Annotated in this window: 16 protein-coding genes, 1 pseudogene and 1 riboswitch; of the genes and pseudogenes, 3 read left to right on the top strand and 14 right to left on the bottom strand. The window is 30.2% G+C overall.

What is annotated here, in order from left to right; translation table 11 throughout:
• Positions 1-28: 28 nt before the first annotated feature.
• The 4 genes from J2Z43_RS14980 to J2Z43_RS02255 form a co-directional block, all read right to left on the bottom strand.
• Positions 29-634 (bottom strand): peptidase dimerization domain-containing protein, encoded by a 606-nt coding sequence (locus J2Z43_RS14980; RefSeq protein ID WP_209456351.1) that lies wholly within the window; start codon positions 632-634, stop codon positions 29-31.
• A gap of 2 nt (positions 635-636) precedes the next feature.
• Positions 637-1,083, bottom strand: coding sequence for a hypothetical protein (locus J2Z43_RS02265; protein WP_209455661.1), 447 nt, complete (start codon positions 1,081-1,083; stop codon positions 637-639).
• Between the two features lie 442 nt (positions 1,084-1,525).
• Complete coding sequence (locus J2Z43_RS02260; protein ID WP_209455660.1) at positions 1,526-1,906, bottom strand: VOC family protein; 381 nt, start codon at positions 1,904-1,906, stop codon at positions 1,526-1,528.
• 63 nt (positions 1,907-1,969) lie between these two features.
• Positions 1,970-2,284 carry a cupin domain-containing protein gene (locus J2Z43_RS02255; RefSeq protein ID WP_209455659.1) on the bottom strand — a complete coding sequence of 105 codons (315 nt, stop codon included), beginning with the start codon at positions 2,282-2,284 and terminating at the stop codon, positions 1,970-1,972.
• 213 nt (positions 2,285-2,497) lie between these two features.
• Between J2Z43_RS02255 and J2Z43_RS02250 the strand changes: the two genes are divergently transcribed.
• Entirely contained in the window at positions 2,498-2,827 is a 330-nt protein-coding gene (locus J2Z43_RS02250) for a winged helix-turn-helix transcriptional regulator (RefSeq protein ID WP_209455658.1), read from the top strand.
• Positions 2,828-3,059: 232 nt separating this feature from the next.
• Here the strand turns inward: J2Z43_RS02250 and J2Z43_RS02245 are convergent, their stop codons facing one another.
• Positions 3,060-3,902, bottom strand: coding sequence for a L,D-transpeptidase family protein (locus J2Z43_RS02245; RefSeq protein WP_209455657.1), 843 nt, complete (start codon positions 3,900-3,902; stop codon positions 3,060-3,062).
• Between the two features lie 363 nt (positions 3,903-4,265).
• On the opposite strand from J2Z43_RS02245, the gene nhaA reads away from it, so the two are divergent.
• Positions 4,266-5,429, top strand: coding sequence for a Na+/H+ antiporter NhaA (gene nhaA / locus J2Z43_RS02240; protein WP_209455656.1), 1,164 nt, complete (start codon positions 4,266-4,268; stop codon positions 5,427-5,429).
• 52 nt (positions 5,430-5,481) lie between these two features.
• On the opposite strand, the gene J2Z43_RS02235 is transcribed toward nhaA, so the two are convergent.
• The 7 genes and pseudogenes from J2Z43_RS02235 to J2Z43_RS02205 form a co-directional block, all read right to left on the bottom strand.
• Complete coding sequence (locus J2Z43_RS02235; protein ID WP_209455655.1) at positions 5,482-6,681, bottom strand: M20 family metallopeptidase; 1,200 nt, start codon at positions 6,679-6,681, stop codon at positions 5,482-5,484.
• A 15-nt stretch (positions 6,682-6,696) separates the two neighbouring features.
• Entirely contained in the window at positions 6,697-8,088 is a 1,392-nt protein-coding gene (locus J2Z43_RS02230) for a YfcC family protein (protein ID WP_209455654.1), read from the bottom strand.
• Positions 8,089-8,234: 146 nt separating this feature from the next.
• Positions 8,235-8,414, bottom strand: a riboswitch (Lysine riboswitch).
• A 261-nt stretch (positions 8,415-8,675) separates the two neighbouring features.
• A pseudogene (locus tag J2Z43_RS02225) lies at positions 8,676-8,849 on the bottom strand (hydroxylamine reductase); the annotation flags it as partial.
• 72 nt (positions 8,850-8,921) lie between these two features.
• Positions 8,922-9,332: a hypothetical protein gene (locus J2Z43_RS02220; RefSeq protein ID WP_209455653.1), complete on the bottom strand. Its 411-nt coding sequence runs from the start codon at positions 9,330-9,332 to the stop codon at positions 8,922-8,924.
• 227 nt (positions 9,333-9,559) lie between these two features.
• Positions 9,560-10,066: a nucleoside recognition domain-containing protein gene (locus tag J2Z43_RS02215; RefSeq protein ID WP_209455652.1), complete on the bottom strand. Its 507-nt coding sequence runs from the start codon at positions 10,064-10,066 to the stop codon at positions 9,560-9,562.
• Positions 10,066-10,707 carry a nucleoside recognition domain-containing protein gene (locus J2Z43_RS02210; RefSeq protein WP_209455651.1) on the bottom strand — a complete coding sequence of 214 codons (642 nt, stop codon included), beginning with the start codon at positions 10,705-10,707 and terminating at the stop codon, positions 10,066-10,068. The genes J2Z43_RS02215 and J2Z43_RS02210 overlap by 1 nt, the downstream gene beginning before the upstream one ends.
• Before the next feature lie 56 nt (positions 10,708-10,763).
• Complete coding sequence (locus J2Z43_RS02205; protein WP_209455650.1) at positions 10,764-11,939, bottom strand: M20 family metallopeptidase; 1,176 nt, start codon at positions 11,937-11,939, stop codon at positions 10,764-10,766.
• A 334-nt stretch (positions 11,940-12,273) separates the two neighbouring features.
• On the opposite strand from J2Z43_RS02205, the gene J2Z43_RS02200 reads away from it, so the two are divergent.
• Entirely contained in the window at positions 12,274-13,074 is an 801-nt protein-coding gene (locus J2Z43_RS02200) for an EFR1 family ferrodoxin (RefSeq protein WP_209455649.1), read from the top strand.
• Positions 13,075-13,295: 221 nt separating this feature from the next.
• Here J2Z43_RS02200 and J2Z43_RS02195 read toward each other — a convergent pair whose 3' ends face one another.
• Positions 13,296-14,330: a Cfr family 23S rRNA (adenine(2503)-C(8))-methyltransferase gene (locus tag J2Z43_RS02195; RefSeq protein ID WP_209455648.1), complete on the bottom strand. Its 1,035-nt coding sequence runs from the start codon at positions 14,328-14,330 to the stop codon at positions 13,296-13,298.
• Positions 14,331-14,492: 162 nt separating this feature from the next.
• Positions 14,493-15,971: an Lsa family ABC-F type ribosomal protection protein gene (locus J2Z43_RS02190; protein WP_209455647.1), complete on the bottom strand. Its 1,479-nt coding sequence runs from the start codon at positions 15,969-15,971 to the stop codon at positions 14,493-14,495.
• Positions 15,972-16,291 lie beyond the last annotated feature (320 nt).

Raw genomic sequence — 16,291 nt, 5'->3', positions numbered from 1 at the left:
TTTAATTCATATATAGATTAATCGTTCTTTATTCATTTAAATAATCAATTATAAATCCAGAAAATATATTTATTGCATTTTTTAATAATCTTTCATCTAAATCAAATATGCTGCTGTGTAATTTTTCGGATAGCTTTTTATCCTCCTCTGAGGAAGATCCAATATATACATAAAGTCCTGGTATCTTTGATGTATATTCAGAAAAATCATCAGATGTCATTGCTGGGTAATCAATTACATCTATGTATTTGCTTTCAAGAAATTTAGTTGCAGAATCGACCATTTTATTTACTAAATTTTTATCGTTTATTACAGGAAAGCAAATACCACTTCTATGGAACTGGTATTTTGCTTTATATGCTTTTGTATAATTACTAGCAATCTCTTCAATTCTATTCATTATATAATTGACATTTTCAGTGCTTATAGACCTTACAGTTCCTTCAATTTCACAAATATCTGGAATTATATTTCTAGAATTACCTGAATGAAATGAGCAAACTGATATAATAGATGGCTCTTTAGGATTGTTTATCTTATAAGCTAATTTTTGTATCGCTGAATAGATTTCCGAACCTATAGCAATTGGATCTATACAATTAAAAGGCTCGGCTCCATGACCTCCCTTACCTATTACTAAGCTCCAATTTTTATATTTTTAAAAATGTAAAAATCACTTAAATTAGTTGAATAAATAATAATAGCTATACTACTTATCAATACTAATAAATAATTTATACATTCGAATTGCTCTGCATTTATCACTTTTAACGATGAAAGCGTAAATAACAATATAGAAAGGATAAAAAAGAATATCATTCCAGAATAAAACTTATGTTTTTCATTATTTCTTCCTTCTGTATAAAATTTAGCAATGGAAACTGAACTCAATGGCAATATCATTATAAATCCGGCGAAACTCTCAGGGTCGATATACTCCCTGAAACATAATATTAGTCCTAACAAATAGGTAAGGCCAAATGTTATCGTGAAAAATATTATAATCTGCATTTTTTTTCGCTTAGCTTCGTCTTCAATATATATTGGATTTAATAAATTTATCCACTTTGCTTGTAGGTTCATATAAACTAACTCCTTTTTTTTATATTTTTATGTTATAAGTTATGTTTATATATATAAAAAATATAATTGTGCAAATTACGTCTGAATCTTATTAATATAGTTCTTCAATTTTACTTAATATCCTTCTTTTTATGACAAGATGATTAGTTTCTAATACAAGTAAATATTAAAATTCTGAGGATTATTTAACTTTTATAATTAAAATACAGCATATTTTCAAATAAAAAAAGGGGAGCAAATTAAGCTCTCCTTTTTTCTACATTAGTTTTCTATTCTTAAATCATTTATCTCCCAAATTATAAGTTTCCTAGAGATCCTTGCCTCAAACATAGTTTTACCTGTGGACTTATCTAATCCTTTGCTTGGACCACCACATACTGCATAAATTACTACATATATAATTTTTTATGATAAGTCTAATGCTTAATATTTTTTGCAATAACTAGCCTCTAATTTCAATCAATTCACCATCAAGTCCTTTGAAGATAACTCTTTTCCATCCGATTTCTTCTGGTACCCTTGGACTAGGAATATGTGGTTCGATCACAGTTGGAACACCTGCGTTTTTTAGTCTTTGGTAATCGGCATCAAAATCATCGCTTATAAGGCAGAAATGATATCCACTTTTTTCCTTCTCTTCAGTCCAATGCTCAAATTCTAAAACGGTATCTCCTAATTTAAGATAAACTACTTTTTCAATTTCAGGCATACCTGGAACATCGTGTTCAAAATATTTCCTAAATCCAAAATGTTTCTCATAAAAATCAATTGATCTTTGTCTATCCTTTACCGCAAATGCAACATGGTCTATTCGTTTAAACATTTAAACACATCCATTCTATAATAATTACTACCTAAGTTTTTAAATTTGCCAGTTAATAGCGACTTAACTTTTTATCTTAATTTGCAATACAACCCAATTTGATGAACTAGTGTTACAAAAGCCATGAGTCTCTCCTTTGGGAGATAAAATAATATCTTTCTCACTTAATACAAGTTCTTCGTTATTTATCGTTATAGTTCCTTCACCAGAAATGACATAAAAAACCTCGTCTATATTAGAATGTTTATGTTCCGTTGTCGTTTGCCCAGGTTCGTAAAGTAGAAGTCCCACATCAAGCTGCCCCTCTTTAAAAATAGCCTTACGTGCACTCTTTTCGGCTTCAAAATCAAGTAAATCTCCTATATTAATTTTATTCATAAAAATATTCCTCCCTTTAAAATATTATGTGTAAAATTGTAGTTGATAATCAGCGCGCTAGTTCATCACAACTTAATTCTACGACATTTCATTGAATTAAATTAATTCATAATCAAATTATAAATTCCATACTTACTTATTGCAAGTAGGCACCTTTTTGTGATATACTTACCAAAAAGTAAGTATTGTATAATAACTTAAGGAGATAATAAAATGCCATGTAATAAATCATGCCCTATTGAGCATACAGTAAACTTGATTGGTCACAAATGGAAAGTGCTCATTCTTAGAAATCTAATGGACAATGGTACACAAAGATTCAATGAACTTAACAGGGGAATTAAAGATATAAGTCAAAAGATGCTTACACAGCAACTTCGACAAATGGAAGCCGATGGGCTTGTTAGCAGAAAAGTTTACCCTGAGGTTCCACCAAGAGTTGATTATTCACTTACTGAACTTGGTCAGACACTAAAACCAGTCTTAGATGCAATGAATCATTGGGGAACTGCTCATATAAATAATACTAAATCAGATAATTGAAAATAATTGCTTAGCGAAGAAAATAGATTTTTTAGTGTCTTAAAACACTATTTTTGAATTTGAAAAAGATACTGTCTTTCGTATTGAAAATATATTTAATCTAAAAAGACCCTCAACTACTTATTAGCTGAAGGCTTTTTTAGCTTATATATATTAATTTAATGTATATCGATTTAATTTAATTAGTATTTTTTTTGATTAAATAAAAACCCCTCCTAGCCTATATGTTAAATTAATTTATAATTATAGTAGTTTTATCTAATACATTATTATAAATCCAATGAGCATTTTCTACAGCTAATCTAATACATCCATGGCTCAAGGCCATCCCAAGTCTATCATCAATTATTTCAGTTCCTTCTGCATTAAATAAAATTGAATGATAGTAGTAGCTACCTCGAATTCTAGTAGCGTACTTTACTCTATAAGTATCAGAGCCAAAGTAAGGCTTTCTACCGCTAACATAAAAAGTTCCCTTAATAGTTGGTGTACTTGGTTTACCAATTGTACATAGCCACTTATACAGTAAATTCCATGAACCATCTTGATTTTTTTCAAATATATAAGTAAGCTTATTTTCTAAATCTGTTGTAATTAAATTTATAGTGGGGCTTTTAATTTCATTATCATTTACAAACTTTGTCATATCCGTGTAAAAGTACTTAAAATCATATTCTTCAGGTGGATTTCCATCATCAGAAAGGAAATAGCTAAATATATATCCTTCTTGATTATCATACATAGCATGACTCCAGTCTCCATTTACAGATAACACTTGTACTATAGATTTTGGAGGAATTATAGTTACTGGATTAGACTCAGCAGATGGATAAGACCTTAAAGTAACATCTGTCCATGTAAATTTTGTTTTGGATAAATAATCGCTATATACATACCCTCTTTGTCCATTATATGATACTTCATACCAATCTTCTTCAGCTTCTATAACTTGAACCTTAGACCCTACCGGTATTACAGTGATTACATTTGAAGAAGTAGATTTTTCTTCTCTTAGATTAGTATTAGCTAAGGTATACTTATATGAATTTTGTTGTTGTCTTCTATATTTTTTCATACTTCACCTCTAAATTTAATTTTATTATATCCTATGAGACTATTTCTGTATTTAGCACTTTATACTCAAAACTAGCTGATACAATTTAAATGATTATTTTATAAAATATATCTTAGATACTAAAAAACACATTGAAAAAATTATAAATGTGTTTTCGTGGATTTAATAGCTGAGATGAATCGACGAAATCAAGACCACTATTTATTATTTAAATTAACAAGATATTATTTAAGTATATAACCTCAAACACTCTATATAATCTTTTTTATTTTGGTGATTAAACCTATTAGTCCAATCATAGAATTATTTATAGGTAATATTTTATTTTTATCATAAATAGAATTAAAGTTAGTTGGTGATTGATTGGGATTTATTAAAATATATAAAAAGAAGAATTTTAGAATAGAATTAATAACAAGTATTATGCTTATTTTTGCTACAATATCTGCTATTATCATTTGCAATAGCCCGTTTAGTAAAATATATCATAATATATTTAACGATGTATACATAGTAAACGATTTCTCATTACATATGTTTATAAATGATTTTTTAATGTCAATATTTTTTTTAGTTGCAGGTCTTGAGATTAAACACGAAGTACTTCACGGGAATCTATCTACTCTTAAAAAGGCATCTTTTCCTATAATTGCTGCAATAGGCGGTGTGGCTTTACCTGCAATAATTTATTTTATATTCAATAAAAATACTTCTTATTTAAGTGGAATATGCATACCTATATCAACTGATATAGCTTTTGCAGTAGGCGTATTTTATATATTCAAAAATAAACTAGATCCTAAACTTAGTGTATTTTTGCTATCATTGGCGGTTGTCGATGATTTAATATCAATAATATGCATTGGAGTAATTTATTCTCTGAATATAAAATTACCTTTTTTAATAATTGCTATTATTATATTTTTTTTACTTATAATAGCAAATAAAATATTCAATATACAAAGTATTTTATACTATCTTATTGCAGGGTTATGCCTTTGGTACTTTATCCATCTAAGTGGTATACACTCTACCATTAGTGGTGTTTTATTAGCAATATCTATACCGTCATCTGGACATAGCAAAATATGTACATTAGACAGACTCCAGAAAATTTTAACTCCTATTAATAATTTGTTCATAGTTCCGTTATTCGCGTTTGCCAATACTGGAATAGTATTAGTATATAACATAGATATCTCTAGTTCTTATCCGTTAATTTTAGGTATTATTATAGGATTGTGCGTGGGAAAGCCTCTTGGAATAATCCTATTTACATATATAGGAAGTTTGCTTCAAATTACTGAAAAGCCTAAGAATACTAGTTGGGTGTCTTTGTTTTTAGTATCTCTATTGGCAGGTATTGGCTTTACTATGTCTATATTTGTAACGGAGATCGCTTTTATACATGATTTAGTTTTGGTAGATATTGCGAAGCTATCTATTCTAGTAGCTTCAATTATATCTGTATTATCCACAGCTGTTTGCATCTATCTATATAGTGTTTACTTAAAGGTTCTAAAATAAGCTTAACAAAAAGGTATTACCAATTTTTTGGTAATACCTCTTTTGTTCTATTTTAAAAATCAGCTTTATTTAAGTGATTTTTCTTAATCTCATCAAGTAATCCATCTTTTAAATAAATCTCTAATGCACATCCCACCATTGCCTTTACTGATTTGTGAAGTTTATCGTAAGCTTCCTTGGAATTTGCATAATTTAAAAACTCTTTTTCGTGAACATATACCATTGGATTTATATCTAGAGCTATTTCTGTATACATAGTAGGACAAACTTGACTTACATTGCCTATATCTGTAGAGCCTACTGGGCCATCTTTTCCTTCTAATATATTCGTTATACCTACCTCAATTAAATTATTCTTTGTTATATCTTGAAGCACCTTGTTGCTAATTATATTGTCAAAAGAATTTTCAAAATAACTGTAAGAAAGCTTAGCACCTGTCATTAACTCTGCACCTTTTGCACAATTTATAACCTTTTTAGTTACTTCATCTAAATAACCTCTTTCACTTGCTCTTATGAAAAACTTACAAGATGCTTTTTCTGGAACTATATTTGGAGCTTCTCCTCCATCTGAAACTATCCCATGTATTCTAACATCTGATTTTACATGTTGTCTTAGTGCATTTATTCCTGCAAAGGTAAGTTGTACTGCATCTAATGCATTAACTCCCATATGAGGATGACTAGCTGCATGTGCTGCTACTCCTTCAAAACTAAACTCTATTGAATCTATTGCCAAAGCCTTGCAGTTTATATTATTAAAAGCTTCTATATGCATCTGATAACATACATCGATATCTTCAAAAGCCCCTGCTTTAACTAAATCACATTTTCCTCCTGTCGTTTCTTCAGCTGGTGTTCCTATTAATAAAATTTTTCCTTTAAAATTTTCTTTTAATTTACTTAATACTATACAAGCCCCTAATGTCGATGCCGCAATCCAGTTATGCCCACAAGCATGAGCTGGTTCTTTATTTTCTCCATATCCAGGTAATGCATCATACTCTGCTAAAAATGCTATAGTAGGACCATCATTATCTCCTAGCTCTGCTCTAAAAGCAGTATCTATATTGCAGTATGGATAAGTTGTATCAAATCCATATTCCTTCATTTTATCGACTAAGTATTTAGATGATATATATTCTTCTTCTCCTAGTTCTGGATTATTAAATATAAAATCACATACTTCTTCAATTTCTTTTCCAAGTTCTTCTTCTATCTCATAAGATCTTTTCTTAATACTTTCTATCATTATTTTCCTCCTATATTAGAAACCTATATATAAGCCTGTTGTTAAAAATACCATTGTAGTAATTACTAATACTATAATTAAAGGCATTACGAATCTAACCCACTTTGACCAAGGAATATTTGCTAGTGCTAGTGCTCCCATTAAAACTCCTGATGTAGGTGTTATTAAGTTTGTTACACCTATTCCAAATTGATAAGCTGTAACTATCATTTGTCTAGATACATCTACTAAATCCCCCAGTGGTGCAAGAACAGGTATTGTAAGTGATGCAAGTCCTGATGCTGACGGTATTAAAAATGCTATTAAACCCTCTATTAAGAAAGTTAAATTTATAAATATAGCTTTTGGTAATCCATTTAATACATTTGCTGCAGAATTTAAGATTGTATCTATTATATATCCATTTTCTGCTATTATTACTATTCCACGTGCAAATGCTATACATAATCCTGCTGAAATTAAATCACTTGCTCCACTTATAAATGAATTAACTATTTCATCTTGTTTAAGCCCTGATGCTATTCCTGATATTATACCAATAGCTGTAAATATCATTGCAATTTCACTTATATACCATCCTTGTTTTAAAACTCCATATACCATAATTCCCATGCCTAATGTGAAAATAGCTATTACCATAGCTTCTCTTTTTGTAAACTCTTTTATGTTTGTATCACTATTGGCTATAGCTTCTTGATTCAGTGATATATCCTGAACTAAAGACTTTGTAGGATCTTTTTTAACTTTATTAGCATACATCATAACAAATCCTATACTTATAGCCATATAAATTAAAAACATAATAACTCTATACTCTATTCCAGAGCCTGGTGCTATTTGTGAAAGTGCTTGTGCTATTCCTACAGAGAAAGGATTAGTAGTAGCTGCTCCAAATCCGGCTGTTGCTCCTATAAATACTGTTGCCACTGCTGTTAATGAATCATAACCCATGCTAGTCATAAGTGGAATAAATATCATATAAAAAGGTAGTGTTTCTTCACTCATTCCAAATGTCGTTCCACCTAGTCCAAATAAAATCATTGAGATAGGTATTATTAAAAATTGAAATTTCTTCATTTTATTTACAGTATGAGCTATAATGGCTTCTATGGCTCCTGTTTTATTAACAATTCCAAAAGCTCCTCCAACGATTAAAACAAATCCAACTACTTCAGCTGCATCTATAAATCCATTTATAGGTGCTGTAAATACTTCAGTAACTCCTTGTGGATTTGATGATACTTTTTCATAAGTTCCAGCTACAACAACCGCTCTTCCTTCTATATCTACTCTTTCAAAACTTCCACTTGGTACTATCCAAGTAAGAACTGCCATTAATATTATTAGTAAAAATATTATAGTAAGTGTCTGCGGCATAGTAAACTTTTTCTTTCTTAAATTACTCATTTTTATAATTCCCCCATTTTTAAGTCAAAATATTTAATTGCTTTCCCTTTGTCTATCTAAGTTTGTATAGATGTAAAAAAGCTCAACATGAATACATGTTGAGCTGAATGTGCTAAAACAACATACCTACATCTTCCCTTTATCTTATTTAAGATAGCTCTCCATCAAAATTCAGGATAATTTTGATGACAGTACTGTACTTATTAAATACAGCCCCAGCACTAGCTTTGGACACTAGCACTTCGGCACTTACTCCTTTTATATTGCTTCACTGGCTTCCGACCTGTTCAATATTAATCTTAGTAAATGCGACCTCTACCTCAATCTTTTCATTAGATGAGGTAATTCCTATTAAATTTTATTTGTTGTAAGTAATTGTAGCATAATATATCGGGATTGTAAATATTTTTAAAATTCTTTAGTATTTTAATAATTATTACATTTATAAAGTAGCTTCATAAACATACTTACCAACTCATTGGTTTTGGTCTAATTTAAATGAGTATAACTATAATTGGTGTCTACGTCAATATTTTAGACTCAAATTTTTTATATGATAAGGTTCGGCTAGGCTTCCTTTATCACAGCTAATATCCAGCTATTCCAAAGTTTTCAACTAAAATTTTAGCTACATTTGGTGATAAAAATGCTGGTAATGTAGGGCCTAAGTGGATATTCTTAACCCCTAGGTACAATAATGATAATAATACTATAACAGCTTTTTGCTCATACCATGCTATATTAAATGCTAAAGGTAAATCGTACCAAGCATTCCCGTAGTTACCTACAAAAAAGGTTTAGCTGTTCTGCTACACCTTTTATTTATAAATTACTTATATTTCTTCTTTTATATCTTCGCTTATATCTTCATTATTATCTATAATTATAGCTTCTTCTTTTATATCTTCGCTTATGTCTTCATTATTATCTGTAATTATAGTTTCTTCTTTTATATCTTCTCTATTAAATTTTTTAAAATCATTTGTTATGTAGTTTAGTTTATCGATAATATATCCTATTGCAAATGTAGCTATTGAGTAGAATAGGAATGGTACAGAAGCCGTTCCGAAATAGTTTATTACACTTTGTAATTCATCCTTTATTACAAGACCTTGAGATCCTAGACTTGAAATATATGTATATGAGCAATATATTGTAAATATTGTGTAAATACCTAAAAGTATTGATATTGTGTATAACGCTAGAACCACTGGATTTTTTCTTTTTTTGTTATCTTTTCTCATAATTAATATTACTCCTTTTTTATTTGTTTTTGTTCAATGGTTTAGATTATAATACAGTATCCTTAATTTAACCTTAAGTAAAAAGGCATTACCAACATCACATTCAATACTCTTTAATTCTAAAATTAAGGGTAGCAACAAAGCTACCCTTTTAACTAATCTCTATAATTATATATAAACAACGCTATTTGTTAAAACTTGTGGACATTATTTTTTTTAAAATCATCCTATACATTTCCTGTAACCGTCAAGAATAATCTCATTAATAACATACCAACTATTGAGTCAAATATAGGAACTAAAAGCATTATCCCTCTATATTTTGCACTAGTATTTGCAACTAATACTATTCTTGCATAGTGTCCAACTAATGTTCCCATTAGCATACATGGAATTATTAGAATTGTAGCTTGTGACGCTGTTATCATACCTTGAGCAAATAAATTCGCTGCTGTAGCCGCACCAGCTGCCTTTGCGAAGAATGCAGAAATTAATACAACTACTGACTCTCCCGGAAGTCCAAATAACCCCATAACTGGTCCAAATACTTTTCCAAATAGATCAACTAGCCCTGTTAATTGTAGGAATGTTACAATCATATATCCCATTATCATGGCAGGTAGTATTTGTTCAACACCTATATAAAATCCTTTTTTAGCCCCGTTCATAAATATCTCAACGGTAGACTTCTTTGGCTTATTGTTCTCTACTGTATTACCTGCTGGTTGAGACATTATGCAACACTCCTTTGCTTTTTATTCTTCATGTTTATATACAATCTTATCATATTTGCACCTAATAACTTACAGAATATCTCTATCAATATAATTGGCCCAACTGCCATAAGCGCTATTGGAAGAAGTGGAGCCTGAGTATTTATAGTATTTAGTATTACTGCCGAACCTGCGTATTGATATGCAACGAATATTGTACGCTCATCATCCGTCATATCTCCACTTTCAACAAGCTCTTTAGTCATTATTGAAGCAACGTCTGAGCTTGTAAACGATGATACAAATGCTACACCAGCAGTCCCTGGGATACCAAGTAATGGTCTAAGTATTGGGTTAAATATCTTCGCTGCTGCTTTCATAGCACCCATTGATTCAACTACATCGATAATTCCAACTGCAAGCGCTACAGTAGGAACTAGTGTCAACGCGAATAAGAAACCATCTTTAGCTCCTGTTCCGCCTTTACCTGTAAAGTCAACTCCATCTACTATTTGACCAAAGCTTCCTGTTAAATTTGCAAAGTCAAATGCTTTTAAAAAGTTATCCGCATCTTTGAAAACTCCAGAGAATAATACTATAAGTACAAATAATGACAGGTAGCCTTTCCAAGTTACCTTGTTTGCCTCATTTGCTTTATCCATGTTTAATCTCCCTACTGAATTTAGTATTTATTTTTGTCTGACTTACTTTTTTGCTACTAATATTTAAACTTATCTAAATTAAGTACAATTGTTGATAAAACTTTAGCTCTTTCAAATACAGATTCTACTATCGCATATTCTCTCTCTGTATGATTCCATTCTCCTCTAACTCCAAACGAACACAATGTTGGAACTTTAGCTATTGTTAAATAGCTAGCATCGGAACTTCCACCCAATGGTCTCGATCCAAATTTACCAAAGTTATTTTCCTCACAAACTTGACTAACAAAATCATAGAATTTTATAACGTTTTCATTCGTCTCAAATGCCATCATTTCAGCTATATAATTAACTTTTGTCGTAGTTCCCTCTACATAAATTTTAGCACTTATATCATTAATTTTTTGTTTTATAGATTCCATATCTCCAACTTTTGCAAATCTTATATCTATCTCTATTTTACAATCCTTTGGTATTGCATTAGGTATTCTTCCACCTTTTATCACACTGACACTAACCGTTCTTCCTTCTTCAAGGTTTGTTAGTTTTTGTAATTCAAGTATCTTATGTGCCATTTCTTCAATAGCATTTCTACCTCCTGTAAAATCATTTCCCGCATGAGTCTCTACACCTTCTACCGTTACTTCACACCCAATTCTACCTTTTCTTCCAATACATAAACAGTTGTCTACTAATCCTGTCTCCATATTAAAAGAGCAGTATCCACCTTTTGCCGCATCTGACAATACTTCTGCTCCAGTAGACCCCTCATGTATTTGTTCTTCGTCACCAGAGATTATAACTTTTAATGGTCTTTCCTTGTAACCAATATGGTTCAAAGCTTTAATTACATATAGTGCAATAACAATACCACCCTTCATATCTAGTACCCCTGGACCATAAGCCTTTCCATCTTCAATCCTAAATGGATTTTCTCCAAATGTTCCGTTTTCAAAAACTGTATCCATATGTCCAGAAAATATTACTGGTTCATTGCCTCTATCGCTTCCTAGAGTTGCTACTAAAGTATCTCCATTTTTTTTACCGACATCAATTAATTCTACATCAAAACCATCTTTTTCTAGTTCTAGTTTAAGCCTATTAGCTACTACATTTACACTCTGCTTGTCCCCAGTATAGCTTTCTAGATTTACTATTTCACGCCATAAATCAAGGATTTCCTCTCTTCTACTATCAATAAATTCATTAATCTCTTTCAAATGTTTATTCATAATATACTTTCCACCTTATCAATATAGTTTTTTGATTCTACTTTCATAATTTAAAGTTGTTTGTACAATATACAAATCTTTTTGTATAATATATTAGACTAGTCTTATATTAAGAATATCATTATATTATTTAATTCGTCAATATATTTTTTATTTTTTGATTATTTGTTAAATTTTTAAATTAATTCAACCCGAATATATAATATTAATTTAATTAGATATCTATAGAATTAATTTGCTCTAGTATTCAAACAGTATTATTTTCTATTAAATTTCTTAGTGCTATGTTAAAATAACTGTAACAAGTGATTATTTTAATAATGGAGGGCTTATTTTGAATAAAGTATGTATATTTTACTTTTCTGGAACTGGTATGACAAAATACATTGTTAATAAAATAAAGCAAGAGCTTAAAAACCAACAAGTTTGTGTAGATTGCATTAAAATTGAAAATATCGAGGGGGTACCTGATATTCATTTAATATCATATGATGCTGTAGGAATAGCTTATCCTGTACATTCTTTTAATGCACCTCAAATTGTGTTAAATTTTGTAAAGCACTTACCAGAAACAGACTTTATGGATACATTTATAATAAATACAGCCGGAGAGGACCACTTGATAAATTATGCTTCATCTAATTTACTCATCAAAAAATTGAATAAAAAAGGTTTTAAAGTATTTTATAATAAGTTATTTGCTATGCCATCAAATTTTGTAGTTAAATATGATGACAAAAAAATAAAAGAACTTGTTGATGAAGCAGATAAAAAAATACCTATAACGGTACAAAATTTAATAGATAGAATTCCTTATCTTCCAAGTAGTAGTGCTTTAGTAAAAATTGTAGCTTTTATTGGTAGATTAGAGTGGTATGGCGCTCATATTTTGGGTAAGTTTTTTTATGCCAAAAATAGTTGTACACGTTGCGGTAAGTGTGTTAATAATTGTCCTAATCATAATATAAATATTATTAAACGTAGGGTAAAATTTCACTGGAATTGCGGTTTGTGCATGAGGTGTATATACAATTGTCCAGAACAAGTAATTAATGTACATCAACCATTTAAGTTCCTACGTTTTGATAATTGGTATGATCCTAATATCTTTATAAAGAAAATAAGTAAATTATAAAGAATATAAGTTAAAATGTAGATTAATTGCTAATCTCCTTGTAAGAAAAAAGAGATTAAACATATATGCTTAATCTCTATCTTTATATAAATTTATTTAATTTTAATCACTCTCATCTAACCATTTAGTTAGAACTTCTAAATATTTATCATATTTTCAACAAACGGCATGTGTCTCGAATATTCAATTTCTTTACTCAAATGGATATTTTTGAAATAACATCATAATTCATTTTCATAACACAACTGCCCGCAAGCCGCACTAATTTCAGAACCAAATTGTGTTCTAACAGTTACACTAACACCAGCTTTCTTTAGTGTACTGCAGAATTGCTTGATAGCACTTGAAGATTGAAATTTAAACGTTGTTTTATCCGTAGAATTATAAGGTATCAAATCAATGTGATATAAATGCTCCCATGAACCACGATTTTTCAATAATCCTATAAATGCCTCTGCATGTTCTTTCGAATCATTGATTCCTTCAAGCATAATATAAGCAATAAACACTCGTCGACCCGTATGAATGATATGTTCATCTAATGTCTTCATTACTTCATTCAATGGAAATCTTTTATTTATAGGCATTAAATCGCTTCTTTGACTTTCAAATGGTGAATGAAGTGAAAAAGCCAGATTCACTTGTGGAAATTCATTGGTCAATCTTTGAATTCCCGGTATAATGCCAATTGTTGAAATAGTAATTCTTCGTTGACTTAATCCAAATAAATTTTGATCAGTTAAAATTTTTACTGCATCAAATAACTCCGGATTTGCAAAAGCCTCACCCATTCCCATAAATGAAATACTATTTAATCTATGGTCATTAAAATAGAAATAAAGTAATTGGTCAGTTATCTCATCAGCAGTAAGATTGCGTTTGAATCCACCACCTCCTGTTGCGCAAAAACGACATCCAAAACCACAGCCACATTGGGAAGAAATGCAAAATGATTCCCACCCCTGTTTATACTTTAGTCCAACAGCTTCTATTCTTTCTCCATCGGTCAATTCGAATAACAATTTTTGAGCTTGTTTAGAATCTTGTGAAAAAAGAGGTTTTACACTAGATACATTATTTCCAAACTCATTTACTAAAGCTATCCTTAACGCTTTTGGTAGTATATGCATATCATCAAAATGATCTATTCTTTGATGAAAAATAGCTTTTGTAAGCTGCTCGTATCTATAATCAGGTAATTTTAAATTTGATACTATTTGTTTCATTTTTCCATATTTCGTTTTTGCCTGTTTCATGTAGGCTTCCTCCTCACTATTAATAGTTAGTGAGCAAAGCCAGTATAATTAGCGACTTATACTACTCCATGCAAGCGTCGCCCAAAACATCTGGCTTTGCATGGAGCCAATTGTGTGTTACTTTTATATTTCCATTAAACATATTAATCTCCATTTCTACCTTTACAATTTTATTATTTTTGTTGCAACATCTTCACAAAATGCACTATCATGCTCAACAAACAAAATAGTAGGTTTATGTTCAATTAACAATTTCTCAATCTGCAAACGAGATATGACATCAATAAAATTCAATGGTTCATCCCAAATATACAAATGTGCCCGTTTACACAAACTTTCGGCAAGCAATAGCTTTTTCTTCTGTCCTTCACTAAAATCCTCGATATTCTTTTCAAACTGTTCTCTTGAAAAATCAAGTTTTCTAAGCATTGATTTAAATAAACTCTCGTCAATACAGTGTTGATCTGCATACTTAGATAAGTTACCATATAAATCTGAAGTATCTTGTGAAACATACGAAATGATTAACTTATCATTCTTTCTTACAATCCCACTATGGGGGATGTCTTCTCCATAAATTAATTTCAATATACTTGATTTTCCGCTTCCATTCTTTCCTTGAATAGCAATTCTTTCACCTTGTTCTATAGTAAAGTTTACTCCTTCACAGACAATTCTATCATCATATTCAATTGCAACATCTGTAAGTTCTACAAGCTTTTCATCATGGAAAGTAAGCGGTACTATTTTTAAACTTTCATTAGATTCAATATTTTTAAGAAGCTTTGATTTTTCCTCAATCATGTTTTGTTGTCTAGCTTCTATATTTTTTGCACGCTTCATCATTTTTGCTGCTTTATGTCCAACATATCCTTTATCTAATTTACTCCCAGAATTAGTAGTTCTATACTTGCTGCTTTCAACACTATTTGACCATGTAGATGTACGTTTTGCCGAGCTGGAAAGTCTGTTAATATCCTTTTTCAATTTTTCGTTTTCTGCTAACTCAAAACCATCTTGTAATTCTTTGTTTCTCCACCATGAAGAAAAATTTCCTTTTTGTATTTCAATATTAGTTTTATTAATAGACAAAATATGGTCAACGCAATTATCCAAGAAAGACCTATCATGTGAAATCAGAATAAATCCTTTCTTTTTTTTCAGGTAATTACATAGTTTTTGTCTAGCTTCAGCATCCAAATGATTGGTAGGCTCATCAATAAGTAAGAAGGAGTTCTCTTTCAAAAACATAGCACCCAACAATGCTTTGGTCTGCTCTCCTTTAGATAGTGTATAAAACTGTCTATATAAAGCATCGTAGCCCATATCTAACAAAGATAATTCCTTTACTATTTCCCAATCCATTGAATTTGGACTAATCCCCCTTATAACATCTATGGTGAAATTGCTTTGCTCCTGCACCTCATAAGGAAAATATTCAAAAGTCACATCAGCTGAAATGTTTCCATTATGTTCGTATTTCCCAAGCAAAAGATTTAGAAAAGTAGTCTTTCCTCTTCCATTTCTTCCAGTAAAGCCTAATTTCCAATCGGTATCAATTTGAAAACTTACATTTTCAAAAATATTATCATAGCTACCTTCATAAGCAAAGGTTAGATTTGTAACATTTATTAAAGACATATTTTTGTCCTCCTCTGTATTTAATAGTATAAATAACAAAGTCGGAACAATAGGCGATCTTGTTATTACTCCATATAAGTGTCGCCTGCAGTATCCGACTCTATATGGAGATTGTCATGTGTTAGCAAAGTGTCTCTATTTATCATAATATTATTTATCCTCCTTATCGAATTATTTATAAAAAAGTAAGAGCCGCAAGAATTAGTTATTCTTACAGCTCATAGATATACGTAGTTAAGCTAATCATTATAGCATAACACATGTGTATATATTAAGAGAAAAAAGAATAACTTTCTTGCATAAGTACAGCAAAACAAACA

Origin of the sequence: Metaclostridioides mangenotii (assembly GCF_017873185.1) — a bacterium.
GTDB classification, from domain to species: Bacteria; Bacillota; Clostridia; order Peptostreptococcales; family Peptostreptococcaceae; genus Metaclostridioides; species Metaclostridioides mangenotii.
Note: the sequence above shows the minus strand (reverse complement) of the source record. Positions and strands in the feature narration are given on the sequence as shown.

Bases quoted from the DNA above. Each gene is read 5' to 3' on its own strand.
- J2Z43_RS02220 (WP_209455653.1), bottom strand. From the start codon at position 9,332: ATGAGAAAAGATAACAAAAAAAGAAAAAATCCAGTGGTTCTAGCGTTA.
- J2Z43_RS02195 (WP_209455648.1), bottom strand. From the start codon at position 14,330: ATGAAACAGGCAAAAACGAAATATGGAAAAATGAAACAAATAGTATCA.
- J2Z43_RS02210 (WP_209455651.1), bottom strand. From the start codon at position 10,707: ATGGATAAAGCAAATGAGGCAAACAAGGTAACTTGGAAAGGCTACCTG.
- J2Z43_RS02265 (WP_209455661.1), bottom strand. From the start codon at position 1,083: ATGAACCTACAAGCAAAGTGGATAAATTTATTAAATCCAATATATATT.
- J2Z43_RS02255 (WP_209455659.1), bottom strand. From the start codon at position 2,284: ATGAATAAAATTAATATAGGAGATTTACTTGATTTTGAAGCCGAAAAG.
- J2Z43_RS02215 (WP_209455652.1), bottom strand. From the start codon at position 10,066: ATGTCTCAACCAGCAGGTAATACAGTAGAGAACAATAAGCCAAAGAAG.
- J2Z43_RS02250 (WP_209455658.1), top strand. From the start codon at position 2,498: ATGCCATGTAATAAATCATGCCCTATTGAGCATACAGTAAACTTGATT.
- J2Z43_RS02190 (WP_209455647.1), bottom strand. From the start codon at position 15,971: ATGTCTTTAATAAATGTTACAAATCTAACCTTTGCTTATGAAGGTAGC.
- J2Z43_RS02235 (WP_209455655.1), bottom strand. From the start codon at position 6,681: ATGATAGAAAGTATTAAGAAAAGATCTTATGAGATAGAAGAAGAACTT.
- J2Z43_RS02230 (WP_209455654.1), bottom strand. From the start codon at position 8,088: ATGAGTAATTTAAGAAAGAAAAAGTTTACTATGCCGCAGACACTTACT.
- J2Z43_RS02260 (WP_209455660.1), bottom strand. From the start codon at position 1,906: ATGTTTAAACGAATAGACCATGTTGCATTTGCGGTAAAGGATAGACAA.
- J2Z43_RS02245 (WP_209455657.1), bottom strand. From the start codon at position 3,902: ATGAAAAAATATAGAAGACAACAACAAAATTCATATAAGTATACCTTA.
- J2Z43_RS02205 (WP_209455650.1), bottom strand. From the start codon at position 11,939: ATGAATAAACATTTGAAAGAGATTAATGAATTTATTGATAGTAGAAGA.